This window comes from Solwaraspora sp. WMMA2056, from assembly GCF_030345095.1.
GTDB lineage: Bacteria > Actinomycetota > Actinomycetes > Mycobacteriales > Micromonosporaceae > Micromonospora_E.
Genome location: NZ_CP128360.1, coordinates 5,375,831 through 5,391,149 on the forward strand (window position 1 = coordinate 5,375,831; position 15,319 = coordinate 5,391,149).

14 protein-coding genes are annotated in these 15,319 nt (G+C 70.9%); 6 read left to right on the plus strand and 8 right to left on the minus strand.

Annotation, left to right across the window (positions count from 1 at the left end; genetic code table 11):
* Nucleotides 1-14: 14 nt before the first annotated feature.
* Complete coding sequence (locus O7608_RS24210; RefSeq protein WP_289206778.1) at nt 15-1,673, minus strand: ABC transporter substrate-binding protein; 1,659 nt, start codon at nt 1,671-1,673, stop codon at nt 15-17.
* A 384-nt stretch (nt 1,674-2,057) separates the two neighbouring features.
* Here O7608_RS24210 and O7608_RS24215 point away from each other — a divergent pair, with 384 nt between their 5' ends.
* A complete protein-coding gene (locus tag O7608_RS24215; protein ID WP_289206779.1) occupies nt 2,058-2,570 on the plus strand; it encodes a hypothetical protein in 513 nt (170 codons plus the stop codon).
* 114 nt (nt 2,571-2,684) lie between these two features.
* On the opposite strand, the gene O7608_RS24220 is transcribed toward O7608_RS24215, so the two are convergent.
* Both O7608_RS24220 and O7608_RS24225 read right to left on the minus strand, forming a co-directional pair.
* Entirely contained in the window at nt 2,685-2,867 is a 183-nt protein-coding gene (locus O7608_RS24220; protein WP_282227967.1) for a hypothetical protein, read from the minus strand.
* Between the two features lie 125 nt (nt 2,868-2,992).
* Nucleotides 2,993-5,113: a sulfatase-like hydrolase/transferase gene (locus O7608_RS24225; protein ID WP_502959226.1), complete on the minus strand. Its 2,121-nt coding sequence runs from the start codon at nt 5,111-5,113 to the stop codon at nt 2,993-2,995.
* A gap of 386 nt (nt 5,114-5,499) precedes the next feature.
* Between O7608_RS24225 and O7608_RS24230 the strand changes: the two genes are divergently transcribed.
* The 4 genes from O7608_RS24230 (at nt 5,500) to O7608_RS24245 (ending at nt 8,977) form a co-directional block, all read left to right on the plus strand.
* Nucleotides 5,500-6,405, plus strand: a complete 906-nt coding sequence (locus tag O7608_RS24230; RefSeq protein WP_289206781.1) for a terpene synthase family protein — start codon at nt 5,500-5,502, stop codon at nt 6,403-6,405.
* Nucleotides 6,402-7,397, plus strand: a complete 996-nt coding sequence (locus O7608_RS24235; RefSeq protein ID WP_289206782.1) for a prenyltransferase/squalene oxidase repeat-containing protein — start codon at nt 6,402-6,404, stop codon at nt 7,395-7,397. The genes O7608_RS24230 and O7608_RS24235 overlap by 4 nt, the downstream gene beginning before the upstream one ends.
* Nucleotides 7,398-7,566: 169 nt before the next feature.
* A complete protein-coding gene (locus O7608_RS24240) occupies nt 7,567-8,115 on the plus strand; it encodes a hypothetical protein (RefSeq protein WP_289206783.1) in 549 nt (182 codons plus the stop codon).
* A 517-nt stretch (nt 8,116-8,632) separates the two neighbouring features.
* Entirely contained in the window at nt 8,633-8,977 is a 345-nt protein-coding gene (locus O7608_RS24245) for a histone-like nucleoid-structuring protein Lsr2 (protein ID WP_289206784.1), read from the plus strand.
* Nucleotides 8,978-9,190: 213 nt separating this feature from the next.
* Here O7608_RS24245 and O7608_RS24250 read toward each other — a convergent pair whose 3' ends face one another.
* The 5 genes from O7608_RS24250 to O7608_RS24270 form a co-directional block, all read right to left on the minus strand.
* Nucleotides 9,191-10,093: a DUF2726 domain-containing protein gene (locus O7608_RS24250; protein WP_289206785.1), complete on the minus strand. Its 903-nt coding sequence runs from the start codon at nt 10,091-10,093 to the stop codon at nt 9,191-9,193.
* A 135-nt stretch (nt 10,094-10,228) separates the two neighbouring features.
* Nucleotides 10,229-10,474 (minus strand): ferredoxin, encoded by a 246-nt coding sequence (locus O7608_RS24255; protein WP_289206786.1) that lies wholly within the window; start codon nt 10,472-10,474, stop codon nt 10,229-10,231.
* 12 nt (nt 10,475-10,486) lie between these two features.
* Nucleotides 10,487-11,839, minus strand: a complete 1,353-nt coding sequence (locus O7608_RS24260) for a ferric reductase-like transmembrane domain-containing protein (protein ID WP_289206787.1) — start codon at nt 11,837-11,839, stop codon at nt 10,487-10,489.
* A complete protein-coding gene (locus O7608_RS24265; protein WP_289206788.1) occupies nt 11,836-12,774 on the minus strand; it encodes an FAD:protein FMN transferase in 939 nt (312 codons plus the stop codon). Before O7608_RS24265 ends, O7608_RS24260 begins: the two co-directional genes overlap by 4 nt.
* A gap of 4 nt (nt 12,775-12,778) precedes the next feature.
* Nucleotides 12,779-13,201 (minus strand): hypothetical protein, encoded by a 423-nt coding sequence (locus O7608_RS24270; protein ID WP_289206789.1) that lies wholly within the window; start codon nt 13,199-13,201, stop codon nt 12,779-12,781.
* 150 nt (nt 13,202-13,351) lie between these two features.
* Between O7608_RS24270 and O7608_RS24275 the strand changes: the two genes are divergently transcribed.
* Nucleotides 13,352-15,295 (plus strand): zinc metalloprotease, encoded by a 1,944-nt coding sequence (locus tag O7608_RS24275; RefSeq protein ID WP_289206790.1) that lies wholly within the window; start codon nt 13,352-13,354, stop codon nt 15,293-15,295.
* Nucleotides 15,296-15,319 lie beyond the last annotated feature (24 nt).

The window sequence follows — 15,319 nt, forward strand, 5'->3', positions numbered from 1 at the left end:
GTCGCCGCCGGCGGTCAGGCCGAGGCGCTCAGGTAGCGCAGCCGGGCCAGCCCGTCCATGGGCTGGACCCAGCCGGCGACCTGTTCGCGGACCGGCAGGTTGAAGTTGGGCTGGCAGAGGATGACCCACGGCACGTCGGCGGCGAGGATCTCCTGGACCCGCAGCCACAGTGCGTTGCGCTCGTTGGCGTCCACGATGGTGTGCGACCGCTCGTAGATCTCCTCCAGCTCCGGGTTGACGTAGTTGGAGTAGTTGAGGTTGGCGCCGTCGACGAAGCTGGTGGCCAGCATGTACTCGACGTCGTTGACCCACAGCTGACCGGAGGTGATCTGCAGCGGGATGTTCTTCTGCTGCCGACGCTCGGCCAGGGTGGCCGGGTCCAGCGGGGTCAGTTCCAGTTCGATGCCGACCTTGCGGGCCTCGCTCTGGACCAGCACCGCGATCTGCTGCTGGGTGTCGTTGTCGGTGGCGTAGACCAGCTCGGAGGTGATCTGGTCGACCCCGGCGGCGGCGAGCGCGGCGCGGGCGGCGTCCGGGTCGTAGCCGTACGGGTACCCGCGCTCGTCGTAGCCGGGCATGTCCAGCGGCACGAGGCTCTTCGTCGGGCGGGCGTCGCCGCCGTACACGTTGTTGATGATCTGGTCGTACGGCACCGCGTGGGCCAGGGCCTTGCGCACGTCGACGTTGTCGAACGGCGCGGTGGTCACCGACATCTGGATGGCGACCTGCTCGTTGCTGGCCGCCGAGATGACCTTGATGCCGTCGGCGGACTTGAGGTCGGCGATGTCGCGCTGGCTGATGCCCAGCGCCACGTCGATGTCACCGGCCTGCAGCTGCAGTCGCTGGTTGGCGGCGGCCGGCACCACCGAGATCCGGATGGTCCCGGCCTGCGCCGGGTCCGGCCCGGGGTAGTTCTCGTTGGCGGTGAGCACGATCTCCTGGCCCTGCACGGCCCGTTCGACGTTGAAGTAGCCGCCGGTCGGGGCGTTGTTGGCGAACCACTCGGTGGCCCACGGGTCGGCGTCGGTGGCGTGCTTCTTCGCTTCCTCGGAGTCGAACACGTACAGCGAGATGGCCTGGATCTGTCGGGTCAGCGCGCTGGGGAAGGCCTGGGTGAACTCGACCGTGTAGTCGTCGACCACCCGGACCTGGTCCGGCTCGGTCAGCCCGATCGTGCGGTAGATGCCGGCGACGTTGGCCTGGGCGGCGAAGGCGCGGTCCTTGGACCACTTGACGTCGGCGGCGGTCATCTCGTTGCCGCTGGCGAAGGTGACGCCCTGGCGCAGCTTGAGGGTCCAGACCGTCTGGTCGGCGTTGGGCTCGAACGACTCCGCGAAGGTCGCCACGATGTTCTCGGTGTCGAGGATCCGGGATCCGTCGGCCTCGGTCACCCCGTAGTCGATCATGTACGGGAAGACGTTCTTGTACAGCATCAGGGCGACCGGGTCGAAGCCCACGAAGTCCTGGTCCCAGCTGCTGAGGTAGCTGGAGACCGCGATGCGCAGGGTGTCGGTGCCGGTGCCCGGCGAGGCGTTGCCGGAGCTGTCGGTACGCGACCCGGAGGCGCAGGCACCGGTGGCGAACAGCAATGTGCCGATGCCGCCGAGCTGGAGCACCGACCGGCGGGAGAGGGCGGGCGAGGCGGATTCGCCACGCGGAGAGGTACCAGCCATGGGAGAAGTCCTCCGTCGTCAACGGCGAGGGTTACCAGAGAAACTAGCGGTGACTGTGCGTGAAGCGTTCGGCGAGCTGGGTAGCGGAGTTCAACCAACCACTCCCCGTGTTCTATCAGGCTGAACGCTAGTGAACAAGAGGTGAAACCCGTTCACCGCGACAATCACGCAACTGGCCACACGACAAGGCCGAATGGCCGAGCCACGCAGAAGCAACTTGTTCACGAGATTTCACACAGCTGATACATCAGATCCGACCACCGGGCCAGCGACCCGACGTGATCGACAAAAGTTGATGCGGGGCCTAAGCTGCCAGACTGACCTCTGGTAGCGCTCCCACCGTCCGTAACCTGCCGGAGGCGCACCGAACAAGGAGGAAGTGGCATGCGCCGCTGGACCGCGAGCGTACTCATCGCAGTGGCCGCCCTGACGCTCACCGCCGGTTGCGGCACCGCGTCCGGCGGTACCCCGGGCACCCCGACGGCCCCGGCCGTCTCCGCGCCCGAGACCAGGGAACCGATCCAGGTCAACGTGGCCGACGCGCTCGGCGTCGCCCAGCAGGAGTTCAGTCTGATCGCCGGCGGCGACTGGTCCGGCGCGTGGCAGCTGTGGACCGAGGAGGCCAAGAAGTCCGTCCCGGATGAGGTCTTCGTCACCACCAACGAAGCCTGTCCGGTTCAGGACGGGGTCGAGTTCGAGCTCCAGGAGGTCAATCCGGTCAGCGAGACCGCGGTCGACCTCACCTGGCGACGCGACGACACCGTCGGCAACAGCTCGATGCGGCTGGAACAGGACACCTGGCGGTTCGACCCGGGCGGCGGCATGCTCGTCGAGTACGCATCCGGTGCCGACGACGCGATCGCCAACCGTCAGGCCGCCGGCAACTGCCCGTCCTGACCACCCCCGAAGGGCACCCTGCCGACATCCCCTGGGTGCCCGGCGCACACGCGGATGCCCGGCCCCGCGCCGCGAAACGTCGGCGGCCGGAGGCCGGGCACCCCACGGGTACGGCTACCGCCAGGCGCGGCGGCGCTTGTTCTGGTGCATCATGTCGCCGGCCCGGCGCAGCAGGTTCGAGGTGCGCGACGGACCCCGGCGCGACTCCACCACCGAACTGAGCTTGCGCGCGCCAGCCGCCGCCAACGGCACCGCGATCGCCACGACCGCCCAGCGCTTGATCATCCTGCCGACCATGGTCGCCTCCTTCGTCGCGACGGGGTGTCCGCCACGTGCTCTCGGCGAACTCATACCCATCGACCCGCCCCGGTACGCCTGCCCGACGCCAGCGGAGACGACGCCCGATCGCCAACCGCTCGTCGTCAGTCCGCCGCCGTCGGCATCCGCAGCGCCGTCGTCGGGGCGGTGCCGGCGCCGTCGGTGGTGATCAGGAACAGCTCCAGTTCGTTGCGGCCCGGCACGAACAGCTCCTCGTCCGGGATCAGCCCGACGAACCGCATCTGTCCCGCCCGGTCCCGGGCGGCCTGTACCACGGTGCCGACCCGACCGTTGAGTGCGATCGCGATCGGCGCGCCGACCGGCACCGAGTCGGGCAGGGTGCCGTGCGCCAACGCCGGCAGCAGGCCGCTGTCCGGGTCGACGTCGCCGTACGCAGGCAGGTTCGCCACAGTCGCCGGCGGCCCGGTACCGGTCACCGTGAGATCGTCGACCGAGGTGCCGATCAGCTCGGCGGCCGGTAACGGCGGCCAGACGGGCCGAGCGCTGCTGCCCGCTCGTACGGTGGCGAACAGGGTCGGTCCGTCCATCGTCATCGGCTGCCCCGGCTGCTGGTCGAACCGCTTGTCGGTGGTCTCGCGCTGCTCGCGCAGCGCCGAGATTCCGTCGGTGCGCCAGGGCACCTCGATGCCGGCGTGGTCGGCGACGGTGGGCAGCAGGTCGACGTGTTCCCAGTTGCGGTCGTCGACGCGGCCGGCCCGCTGACCCGGTTCCTTGACGAACAGCGGCACCCAGGCGAGTTCGGGCGCTGCCCGGAACTCGGCGTCCATCTCGCGGCCGGCGACGCCCTCGGTGAAGCTGCCGCCGTGGTCGGCGGTCACCACGATCAGCGCGTCGTCGTAGAGCCCGGACTCACGCAGGGTCCGCATCGCCTCACCGATCAGTACGTCGGTGTAGCCGACCTGCTCGATGTGCCGTTGATGGGTCAGTCGGGCCCACCAGGTGCCGTCCCAGGGCAGGCCGGCGGGGCCGTGGTAGCGGGTTCCCGACGGCAGGTACGTCCACGGCGAGTGCGGCATCAGCAGATGCAGGAAGTGCAGCGTCGGATCCTCCTGCGGACGCAACGAGGTGAGAAACTCGGTGAACCGGGCCGGCTGGTTCTCCGACAGCCGGCTCATCCGGAACTCCGGGCCGGTCTCCGGAGCCTTGTCGTTGGCCCGGATGTCGTCGGCGACGGTCGGCTCCCGGAAGCTGTCGGCCGGGTCCACCAGCGAATCGGTCGGTGAGACCAGTTGGCCGTACAGGGTGGCGGTCTCCCGCAGCATGACCGGCAGGCTCCCCCGCGCCTGCCCCGGCCGGCCCCGGCAGTGTTCCGGAGGGCACAGCTGGGTGACGTTCTCCCACGCCTCGATCTGGTACTGCGGGCCGAGGAGGGTGAACAGGTTCTCCGGGTGCTGCGAGTAGTGCGGGGTGACCTCGCCGGTCGGGTACCGACCGGTCAGCATTGCCGGTACGGCGGAGACCGTCTTGCCGCTGACCGCCGTCGCGTTGCGGTACCAGGTGGCGTCCGCCGCGAACTCGGCGAAGTGCGGCACCCTGTCGGCGTCGAGTTCACCCCGTTCGTCGAGCAGCGAGATCAGCGGGAACTCGTCCAGAAGGATGATCACGACCGGTGGGTGCGGGCCGATGCTGCGACCGGCCGTGCTCGACGCCTCGCCGCCGAGCAGCACCGCCGACGACGGCGACGCGAGGGCGAACAGCAGGACGAACACCAACGGCCCGACCGCCGCGACCCGCAGCACCTGTGCGGTCACGGTGAACCGTGCGTACGCCACGACCACCGCCACCGCCACCGCCGTGGCGGCTGCCAGCAGCAGCGGGCCACGCAGGCCGGTGAGCGACTTGCCGACCTGGACCGCCAGCAGCGTGCCGAGCCCGCCGAGCAGCAACAGGTGGGTCCACCGACCGGCGGCCGCGCCGGCCAGGCCGGCCAGCCGTTCGACGCCCCACAGCACCAGCGGCGGGCCGAGGGCCACGATCGTCACCAGGGTGAGCACCGCAGGGACGCCCGCGCCGTGGAAGAAGAAGAAATCCGGGCTGCGGCCGATGACGTCGAGCAGTGGCTGGGTGACGGCCAACCCGCTGAGCGCGGTCAGCTCCAGCAGGCTGTGCCAGGCCGGTCGGCGGCTGGAATCACCAGTCCGCTGGACGGAAGCACCGGTCGAGCGTGCCGGGTCACCGGCCGGCTCCGTCGGGTCATCCGCCAGCTTCGCTGAGTCACCTAGCGGCGGGGCCGGCGGATCGGTCACGCTGGTACGGTCGTCAGGCTCCGGCTCGGTCACGGTGCACTCCTATCACACCCGCCCCGACCACCCGACGGCACACTGTCGCATACCTGACCAGGAGCGCACCTCGCCACAGGAACCCTTTTCGGCAAAGGAACTTAACATCTATGAAACTAGATTAACCCTCACCATCGTGGCATGATCATCCGAAAGTCATCTTTCGCTTCCATGGAGTCACCATCACGCCGGCTTGACCCAGCAGTCAGGTGACGGACGAGACCACGTACAGGTGATCGAATGCCCAACGCGTCAGCCCTGCGCTCGGCGCACCCCCGCCAGGCGACCCGCCACGCCCCCGGGACCGTCTGATGCGGACGGTCTCCTCGTCGGCCGGCGAGGCCCTGCAGTCCGCCGCGGAGCAGGGCAGGATCTGCGCCATCGCGACCGCCGGTCACCGCGACCTGGCGACCCGCGCCACGACATACCCGGAGCTGCTGCCCCACCGGCCGTTCGACCCGTCGGTCTTCGCGGCGGTCGCGATGGCCACCGCGTTCGCCGCCCCGTGGTGCACCCCGGAGCAGCTGCGGTCAGCCAACCGGGCCACCATCTGGGGGTACGCGGCGCACTGGCGGATCCGGCACACCGGGTCCGACGACGACGTCATCGTCCTGATCGACCGCTGCCGGGCCGTCGCGCACGGGGCACCCGCCGGACAGCACGACGACCTCGGCCGGTTCCTCGCCGAAATCGTCGCCGAGCTCACCCCGTCACCTGCCTTCGCCGCCCGACGTGGCCTGTGGTGGGCCGAGCTGGAACGGATGTTGACCGCCCTGCACCGCGAATGGCGCTGGCGGGCCGCCCAGCGGGCCGAGCCGGCCGGTCACCGACCCAGCCTGCACGAGTACCTCGACAACGCCGCGACCATCGGCACCACCTTCGTCGACCTCACCCACTGGCTCCGGTTGGGCGACGGTCCGGCCATCGCCCACCTGCACGAGCTGATCACCGTCAGCCGCGAGGTCCAGCGGGTGCTGCGGCTGGTCGCCGACCTCGCCGCGCCACCCGGGCGGGACAGCGCGTCCGGCGGACTCGACACCCTCCTGGCGGCCGACCGGATCACCCTGCAGGAGCAGATCGGCCACCTCGTCGACCGCTGCCGGGAGCTGCTGCGTCCGCTGGAGGTCCGCTGTCCGCACCACGCCAGCTACCTGTCGCGCCAACTCGGCTTCAGCAGCGGCTTCCACCGGATCACCGACCTCTGGGGTGGACTGTGACCATCACCGACATCTGGCCCGGCACCCTCACCCGGCTGTCACACCCCCCGCGCCGTCGGCAACCGACCCCACTCGACCACGACTGGACCCGGCCGGCCCAGGATCTCGTCGACCAGCTGCTCACGACGGCCGGACCGGGCGACGAGGTGGCCGCCGCCGTCGAGCGCGCCCGGGTGCTGAGCACCCTGCTGCGGGTGGACCTGACGATCCTGGTCGCGCCGGAGCTGATCGATTCGCTCCAGGCCGCGGTACGGCCGAGCGGGCCCGCCAATCCGACGGCACCGGGCCCGTCGACAGGACAGGCACCGGACCCGTCCGGACGGCAGGCGGCGGCAGACGTCGGCGCCACCGCGCTGATCTCGTACGCCCTTGCGCTGCTCGGCCGCCCCACGGACCCGACGACGCTGCTCGACCACGCGACGACGCTGCGCGACCAGCGCGCCGACCCGCCCGCGCCGGTGACCGCCCAGGCGTACCTGCTCGAGGCGCTCGCCGCCGGCGACGCCGGCAGGCGTTACGGCGATGTGATGGCGGCCCGACGTACCGTCAGCGCCCGCCTCTGCGACCAGCAGCTCCCCGACGGGTCCTGGCCCGGCCGGCCCGCCGACTCGCCCTACGCCACCACAGCCTGCTGTGCACTGGCGCTGCAGGAGGCCGGCCTGGGCGCCCGTGCCTCCGCCGCGGTGCTGCGCGCCGTCGACTGGGTGCTGCGTACTCAACGGACCGACGGATCCTGGGGGCGCTGGTCAGGCACCGCCGAGGAGACCGGGTACGCGCTGCAGGTGCTGCTGGCCACCACCGACCCGCCCAGTGCCCGGATGGCGCAGGCGGCCGACCGCGGCCGCACCCACCTTGGCACACCGGACAGCCGGTGGCCGGACCCCCGGCCCGACACGGTCGGCGGTGGGCCGGGCCGGTCGGGGCGCGTCGTGCGGGCCGGCATCGTCGCCGCCGGGCATCTCGCCCGACAGGTGGCCGACGGCGAGGGGTGACCGCGCTCGTGCCGGCCCCGGGGGCGCTGGCCACCGCCGGACCTTGACCAACGACACAGGCCGGCGGGACCTCCGGCCCTGTCCCGGGTGTCCGCCAGTGCCTGATCCTTGACGTGTCGGTAGAACCGGTACCGACACCGACATCGATCAGACAGGGGAGGGGATCGAGATGGCGGCACACACCACTCACCCGGCAACAGTCAGCGGGCGCGACCAGTCCACCACCGCTACGGCACCCCGATTCGGCACCGCGATCTGGGCGGTGGCCAGAATTGCCCTGGGATTCATCTTTCTCTGGGCCTTCCTCGACAAGCTCTTCGGCCTGGGCAAGGCCACCCCGAGCGAGCGGGCCTGGCTCAACGGCGGCTCGCCCACGACCGGCTACCTGAGCAACGTGGAAGGTCCGTTCGGCGGCTTCTTCGGCGGTATGGCGGGCCAGGCCTGGGCGGACTGGCTGTTCATGGCCGGGCTGGCCGGCATCGGCGTCGCGCTGATCCTGGGCATCGGAATGTGGATCGCCGCAGTCTCCGGCTCGCTGCTGCTGGGCCTCATGTGGTTGGCGGCGCTGCCGATCGCGAACAATCCGTTCCTCGACGACCACCTGGTGTACGGCCTGGTGCTGCTGGGGCTGGCAGCCACCGGCGCGGGCCTGCGCTACAGCCTCGCCGGCTGGTGGACGAGCCTGGCGATCGTGCGGCGCAACGCCTGGCTACGCTGACCGACTGGCCCCGTCGTGGCCCCGCTGACCTGGTCAGCGGGGCCACGACTCGTTGCGGGCGCCGGACCTGATCATCCGGAATGCACATGAGCGCCGGCCTCGGGCAAATGCTCGAGGCCGGCACCCACGTCCATCAAACGGCAGCTACCGAGCGTCCGAACCGGACACTCACCGCCCTGAGCGGTCGTCGCCTGAACCAGGCGAGCATCACTGCACCTCTATGCTAGACAGGCGGGCCGCCGCCGGTAATGGTTTGTGGGCCATCCCACGTCGACGACCGGCAGGCCGGTGCGTCCGGCCGCGATCACCCGGCCGGCGTCCGCATTGCCCGGCCAAGTCGAGGGATTCACCCCCGGGCACCGGCCCTGGCCAGCGGTAAATGCCGCCCGGAACGAGATCGATGCGGGCCCGGACGGCGACCGACGGACCACGGACAATGACGGAAGTGTTGCGGATTGGCATGGCAATGCGTCAGACTCAATTCCGAACACGGCCGTATCCCGAGGAGTGAGCACCTGTGGCCAAGAAAGTCATTACTCTGCTGACCGACGACCTTGACGGCAGCGAGGCCGATCGGACGGTGGAGTTCTCGCTGGACGGTGTCAGTTACACCATAGATCTGTCCGAGAAGAACGCCGGCAAGCTACGCAAGGCGTTGGACGCCTACATCGCCGCCGGAACCAGGGTCAGCCGTAGCACCGCTGCGGGGCGAGGAGGGCGGGGCAGCTACACGGCACCGCCGGCCCGGTCCGACCGCGAACAGAACCGGGCGATCCGTGAATGGGCAGCCAAGAACGGCTACGCGGTCTCGGAACGGGGCCGTATCCCGGCGAACGTGATCGCCGCCTACCACAAGGGCTGACCCACGCCCCTGGCAATTGCGGGCACAGGTGCCGGCAGGTGGCCCGGTCAGGTATCGGTGCCGACGGTACCGCCGGAAGGGAATCCCTCCGGCGGTACAGCGGATCATCCGTCGGCGCCCACCACCGGCAGCCGTGGTCGGTCGACACCGGCCCCGGTCCGGCGGCCGCATCCGGGCCCACCCGGATTCGTGTTCGGCGGCCGCTCGGCGGAATCAGTCGAACGCCACATGATCGAACGCGAACTCGCCGCTCATCTGAGCGCGGCTCTCCAGCAGGTCGCGCAACCTTTGACGCAGCTGGGCGCGGTCGCACAACTCCGGCTCGACGAGTTCGAGTGTCTTCAGCCGCTCTCCGACGGCGGCCGCCGCCAGATCCTCGGCGAATCGTGCCGGTTCAATCCCGCACTGCAGCCGGTGCGGACAGATCCGCACCCGCTCAAACAGAAAACGACCTTCGCGTACCGACAGCCATGCCCACCCCTCCGCCGATCCGTCTTTCCACCGTACGTGCAGCCCACGCAGCAGCGGGTCGGACAATTGTCGACCGACGAAGGCCTCCACGGCCCGCGCCCGGGCCACCGCGCCCAGATCGTTGACGTACCCGGTCCGGCCGTCGGGCAGCCGACCCACGATGTCGCGGTAACCGGTCTGCCCGGCAGTGGCATCCTCCGGGTCCACCCCGCCGATGCGCTGGAACGCTCGCGCGTCCAGGATGTACTCGACGATACGGCGGCCGGGCCCGGTAGCAGCGAACGCCGGCGACTCGACGCGCAACAGTTCCAGACCGAGTGCCTCGCAGACCGCGTCCGTCATCCGCTCGTCCCGCTGCTGCTCGGCTGACCGCGTCGCCGGGTCGACGAAGGTGACCACGAATTCCGGCCGGTGATCGGTCGCGTCGCACACCACGAAGTCGAACTGCGCCCGGGTCGCGACGCTCCACTGACGCGTCGTCACACCCGGCGGGCGACGGCCCGCTATCTGGCTGAGCCGCCGGTCGGGATGGACGACCCGGCCCGCACGCTCGAACAGCGCACCGCGCGCGAGCGCGGCGGTGTGTTCCGCAGGGCCGGGCAGTGGGCGCAGCCAGGATTGCCGGGAGCCGTTGTCGTTGGTCATCGAACTGTCCGTCACGTCGCAGCGAACCACACCGCGCCGCGGTCGGCACGGGTGCCGACCATGCTAAATGTTCCCGGGCGACGCCCACCGACGGCCACCGACCGCCGCCGGTCGCGGCGACCCACCCAGGGCAACTCAGCCGCCGGTCGCGGCGGCCGACCCAGGGAGCAGCCGTAACGCCAGTTCCGGGCAGTTCGCCACCGCCCGGTCGGCGTGCCGGCGCAGCGCTGGCGGCACGACCGGTTCCCGGCTGCCGTCGACCGACACCGGGAAGCCCCAGTCGTCGCGGGTCAGCAACTCCGGAAGGAACTCGATGCACAGCCCACGGCCGTCACAGCGGGCCCAGTCGATCTGCAGCCGCGCACCATCCGGTTGCTTCACCTGTCGTCACTCCTAACGGCGCCACCCCGAGGAGACCGCGTGCGGGTCATCACGATAGCTGTTGGAGTCCCCGGCCGGTGGGTAGGTCGTCCGGCGGTACATGTCCGTGGCGTCGTAGGTCGGTCCCGGATCGGCACCGTATGCCGGATCCGTACCAGTGTCGTGCGCCGGGTCCACTGCCGGATATGCCGGGCCGACCGGATCGTAACCCTCCCCTCGGTACATGGCCACGTACTCGGCGGCCGGCTGGTACCGCAGATCGTCCGACCAGTCCGGATCGGACGCGGTACCAGGCACCTGGTACGGCGGGCCAGGATCGGCGTAGCCAGGGTTCGCCGGGTAGCCCGGGCCTGCGTAGCCAGCGGCGGCGTAGCCCGGGTCGGGGTAGCCCGGGTCGGGGTAACCGGCGGCGGCGTAGCCGGACTCGGCGGGGCCCGGGTCCGCGTGGCCGGCGGCGTAGGGGTCCCGCGTCTGAACGTCCTCGGAGTGGATCGCCTGGCCGTATCCGCCGCTGTATCCGCCGTACCCTTCGGACCCGCCGTACGCCGCTGGTGGGTCGTTCGCCGCAGCCGACGCGTTCACCGGCTGGTAGCTGGTAGCCGGCTTGCGGTACATGTCGAGCAGACTGCCACTGGTGGTCGTGCTGGCGTACCCGGAAACCGCCGGTGCGGAGCCGTCGGCGGTCGACGGATAGGACCACTGCCGCGCCGGCCGCGCCTCGACACCGTCGGTGGAGCCGCCGGCCGCCCGACGGACCGGGGCGGCGTCCGACGCGTGGCGGGCCGCGACGGCGTCCGGCACCCGGCGGGCCGGGGCGGCGACACCTGGCTGTCGTGGTCGGGGGCGCAGCCACAGGACGAATCGCCAGCCGAGCGCGCCGAGGACCGCGACCAGACAGACGGCACTGACGGCCAGCATCCAGAGCTCGCCGCTGTCGGTACCCGTACCGATGGAGTGGCCGAAGGCCGCCGGCCAGGAGGCGTACGCCAGCCAGTGCAACGCCCGCCACAGCCGGGGCCGTAGGTGCCGACGCAGCAGGCTCGTCACCACCAGGACCAGCATGACGTCACTGGCCACGGTGCCCATCCCCATGTAGAGCGGCCGGTACTCGGCGCCGAACGGGACGAACAGGTCGTACACCCGGAGTTTGGCGTACGGATCGAACAGCAGGGTCACGACATGGACGGTCAGCAACCCGATCGACAGCAGAGCCGCGTTGCGGTGCACCAGACTGACCGCGAACCGGGGCAGGCCGAACGCCGGCCGCCCGGATCTGCTGCCGACCCCGAGCACCACCACCACCGACAGCAGGATGAGTGCCATCACCCCGGTGCCGCGCGCGACGAACCACCCGGCTTCCGTCACGACCTCTCCTCCTTGGCCGACCAGCCGCCGACGGTGCGCACCGTGCCGTCGGCCGCCACCAGGCGGGCCGACGCGCCGAGGTCGGCGAGCCACCCTGGCGCGGCCGCGCCACGTACCAGCGCCGCCGTGCTCAATGTGTTGGCCCGCACGCAGGTGTAGGCGGCCACCGACACGCTGCGCCATACCCGCCCTGCCGGCAGTCCGGTACGTGGGTCGACGATGTGGTGCATCGTCGTGTCCCCGGCGAGCCACTGCCGGCTGACCGTGCTGGACGTGGCGACCGCCGCGCCAGCCGGAAGCTCGACCACGCAGTACGGGTCGTCGGGCTGGTCCTGGACCCGGATCCGCCAGCCCCCCTGCGGGGCGGCACCGGCGGTGGCGATGTCCCCGCCGAGGGCCACCATGGCACCGACCCCACAGCGTCGGGCCACGTCGCGGGCGGACCGGTCGGCGGCCCAGGCCTTCGCGGTCGCCCCCAGATCGAGTTGTACGCCGTCCGGCACGGTCAACCCGTTGCTGTCGAGCCGGACCTGGCGCCAGTCCACGGCCAGCGGTGCCGGCGGGCCGACGGCGGGCCGCCCGTGCAGGGTCACCCAGTGGAGATCGTCGTCGTAGCCGAGCCGGCACAGCGCCGCGCCGACCGTCGGATCCACCGCACCGTCGGTGTCCCGCGCGGCGCGCAGGGCGACCGACAGCAGGCCGGCGAGCAGCGGGCTGACCGGCACCGTCGCGCCACCGGCCCGGCTGGCCCGGACAAGTTCGGAATCGGGCCGGAACCGGCTGCAGGCGGCGTCGACGGCGTCGAGGACGTCCTCGACGATCGCCCGGGCGGCCGGCACCGCGGCCGGGTCGGTCACCACGACCCGGGCCAGCGTCCCCCACACCTGCCACTGTGCACAGTCCCGCCCCACCGGCAGAGTCTCCAGCAGCGGCATCGGGTCACGACCCGCCGGTCGTGGCCTGGCCTGGCCCGCCCCCGCCGTCGGTGACCTCGGGGAACTCCTCGGCCGACGGCTGTTCGCCGGCCTCGGCGGCCGGGTCGGCGGCGGCCGGGGGTGCCTCGTCCGGCGCGGTGTCCGGCGCGGGCTGGCCGTCCTCCGCCGCCGGTGGTGGCGCACCACCGGGTACGACACCGGACGGGACGACGGTCTCCTGCTCCGCGGTGTGCGCGGCGTGTGCCGCCATGGCGACACCGAGTGTGCCGGCGATGCTCACCGCCGCCAGACCACCGGTGAGCATCGTGACCCGCCGGTATCCGCGTTCGCGCTCCCCCAACGTCGCCTCCTGCGTCAGCGTCGGCGGGCCCCCGCCGTCAAACCGGGATACGGCTACGACCGTCACCCGGTTCAACCCGTCAGGCATCACCCGAACATCGACCGGCGGCGTACCCCACCCGACGATTTACAGCGCCGCCGATCGATGGCACCGTGTCCACAGCGGAGGGCGATCCGTCCTGCGCTTCGGACCGGCGGCCGGACCCGGCCGCAGCCGATCGGCGACGAAGGGAACCGGATGTCGACAAGGACAGGGCGGGCGTCGGCGGCGACGCTGACGGCGATAGCGGCGGCGCTGCTCATGATCGTGTCGCTGGCGCCGGCCAGCCAGGCGGCCGGCTCGGGCTTCTCGCACCTCAACCCGGGTGGCGCACCGAAGCTGACCGAGAAGGTGCCGGTCAACGTGGTGTTCCTCGGATACCAACCGGCGCAGGTCGACCGGGACGCGTACCTGGCCGGCCTGCCGAGCGGCTACGAGCCGGTGGTGCGGTCCCGGCTGTGGTACGACCAGGTGGAGAAGCTCGGACTGACCTACACCTACGACTATCGCGTGCGGTACGCGGACAAGCGGTACGAGAACCGGTTCTTCGCCGAGTTGGGCCGCTTGGCGACACCGGCTCCGCTGACGATCTACCAGGAGCTCTACAACGAGCAACGTGACGCGGTCACCACGATCACCGACAACCATCACATCGACGCGGCCAGCGTCGAGCGGTGGCTGGCGCTCAACCCGCCGGCAGGGGTCGACACCCGGCGCAACACCATCTTCTTCATCAACTGGTTCGGCCGGTCGGACTTCAAGTTCCACGTCTACACCAAGACCAACGAGCCGGACCCCGACACCGGCTACAACTTCGGTGCCGAACGGGACAGCCGGAAGGTCAGCGCGTGGGGCGGCACCACCGCCGACGACGAGGAGAACGGGTACGGCGTCACCCGGCGGGTGTGGTTCCACGACCTGTCGGCCGGACCGGAGTCGTGGACGGAGAACTGGAACGTCGACGAACCGGATCTGGACGGCAACGGCGTCGAGGACTACCGGATGCCGCCGACCTGGGAGTACACCGCCGACGGCTACCGGTCCCCTGACGCGCTCGCCGGTGACCTCGGCCTGATCACCCGGTACGTGGCGTTGAACCTGCTGTTCACCACGTCGCCGCTGTACCCGGCCGAGCTGCCGACCAGTCGGCCGCCGAAGTCGATCAACATCGACAGCAACGTGTACGAGGGCTGGGACGGGGTCGACGCCTCCGCCACCTACCTGGACAAGGACCTGCTGCAGCAGGAGTTGGCGGAACTGCGGTGGCGCAACGTGCTCGACCACGACGATCAGGACCTGCCGTTCGAGGGTGACGCGCAACGCTGCTACCTCGCGGTCATGGTCGATGGCGAGTCGTGCTACCCGGAGCTGGGCTACGAGCCGTTCGCCAACTTCTACCTGCAGAACACCTTCGAGCTCGACCGGGTGCTCGACGACCAGGGCCGGGTCGACTACGAGATGCCGGTGTTCAGCTACGCGGTGCCGGCCGGTACCCCGGTGCCCGCCCTCGGCTTCGCCGAGGACAACTACACCGACGGTACGCAGTCGTACGTCTTCGCGTTCGTCTCCCCGGAGATCGTGTCGGCCGGCTACGGGCTGACCACGACGTTGATCCACGAGGTCGGGCATCACCTGGGCATGTCCCACCCGCACGACGGCTACGACAGTGAGTCCGGCGTCGACTACGGTCCGGCCGACGAGTTCTTCTTCGCCTGGTACGGCGACCAGGTCAACTCGATGATGAGCTACATCGACCTGAACTGGGACTTCAGTCAGTTCGACCGGGACAACAGCGACCGGTTCCTCACCGCGGCGTACAACGAGGCGGCGAACCGGCTGGCCGGCGAGGTCCTGGACAGTCGGCACGCTGGCCGGGCCCGTGGTGAGCTGCGGGCGGCCGACCGGCTCCTCGGGGCGGCCCAGCGGTCGCTGAGCCGGCACGACTACCGGCAGGCGCTGATCCTGGCCGAGCAGGCGTACGACAGGGTGACCGAGGCGGCGCGGCGGGCCGGCGTACCGACCGACTCCGCCGCCGAGGCGATGGCCACCCGGGCGGCGCAGGCGCGCAGCGTGGTCGACCTCGGCGGGCCGCACGAGTTCATCGACACGTTGGGGCCGGACGGGCCGCGTAGCCAGCCCTGACCCCGACGGGCGGGGGTGTCGGCG

What these genes read in the sequence shown, in the direction of transcription:
- O7608_RS24270 (WP_289206789.1), bottom strand. Translation starts at nt 13,201, where the DNA reads ATGCCTGACGGGTTGAACCGGGTGACGGTCGTAGCCGTATCCCGGTTT.
- O7608_RS24220 (WP_282227967.1), bottom strand. Translation starts at nt 2,867, where the DNA reads ATGGTCGGCAGGATGATCAAGCGCTGGGCGGTCGTGGCGATCGCGGTG.
- O7608_RS24240 (WP_289206783.1), top strand. Translation starts at nt 7,567, where the DNA reads ATGGCGGCACACACCACTCACCCGGCAACAGTCAGCGGGCGCGACCAG.
- O7608_RS24265 (WP_289206788.1), bottom strand. Translation starts at nt 12,774, where the DNA reads ATGCCGCTGCTGGAGACTCTGCCGGTGGGGCGGGACTGTGCACAGTGG.
- O7608_RS24250 (WP_289206785.1), bottom strand. Translation starts at nt 10,093, where the DNA reads ATGACCAACGACAACGGCTCCCGGCAATCCTGGCTGCGCCCACTGCCC.
- O7608_RS24210 (WP_289206778.1), bottom strand. Translation starts at nt 1,673, where the DNA reads ATGGCTGGTACCTCTCCGCGTGGCGAATCCGCCTCGCCCGCCCTCTCC.
- O7608_RS24230 (WP_289206781.1), top strand. Translation starts at nt 5,500, where the DNA reads ATGCGGACGGTCTCCTCGTCGGCCGGCGAGGCCCTGCAGTCCGCCGCG.
- O7608_RS24275 (WP_289206790.1), top strand. Translation starts at nt 13,352, where the DNA reads ATGTCGACAAGGACAGGGCGGGCGTCGGCGGCGACGCTGACGGCGATA.
- O7608_RS24215 (WP_289206779.1), top strand. Translation starts at nt 2,058, where the DNA reads ATGCGCCGCTGGACCGCGAGCGTACTCATCGCAGTGGCCGCCCTGACG.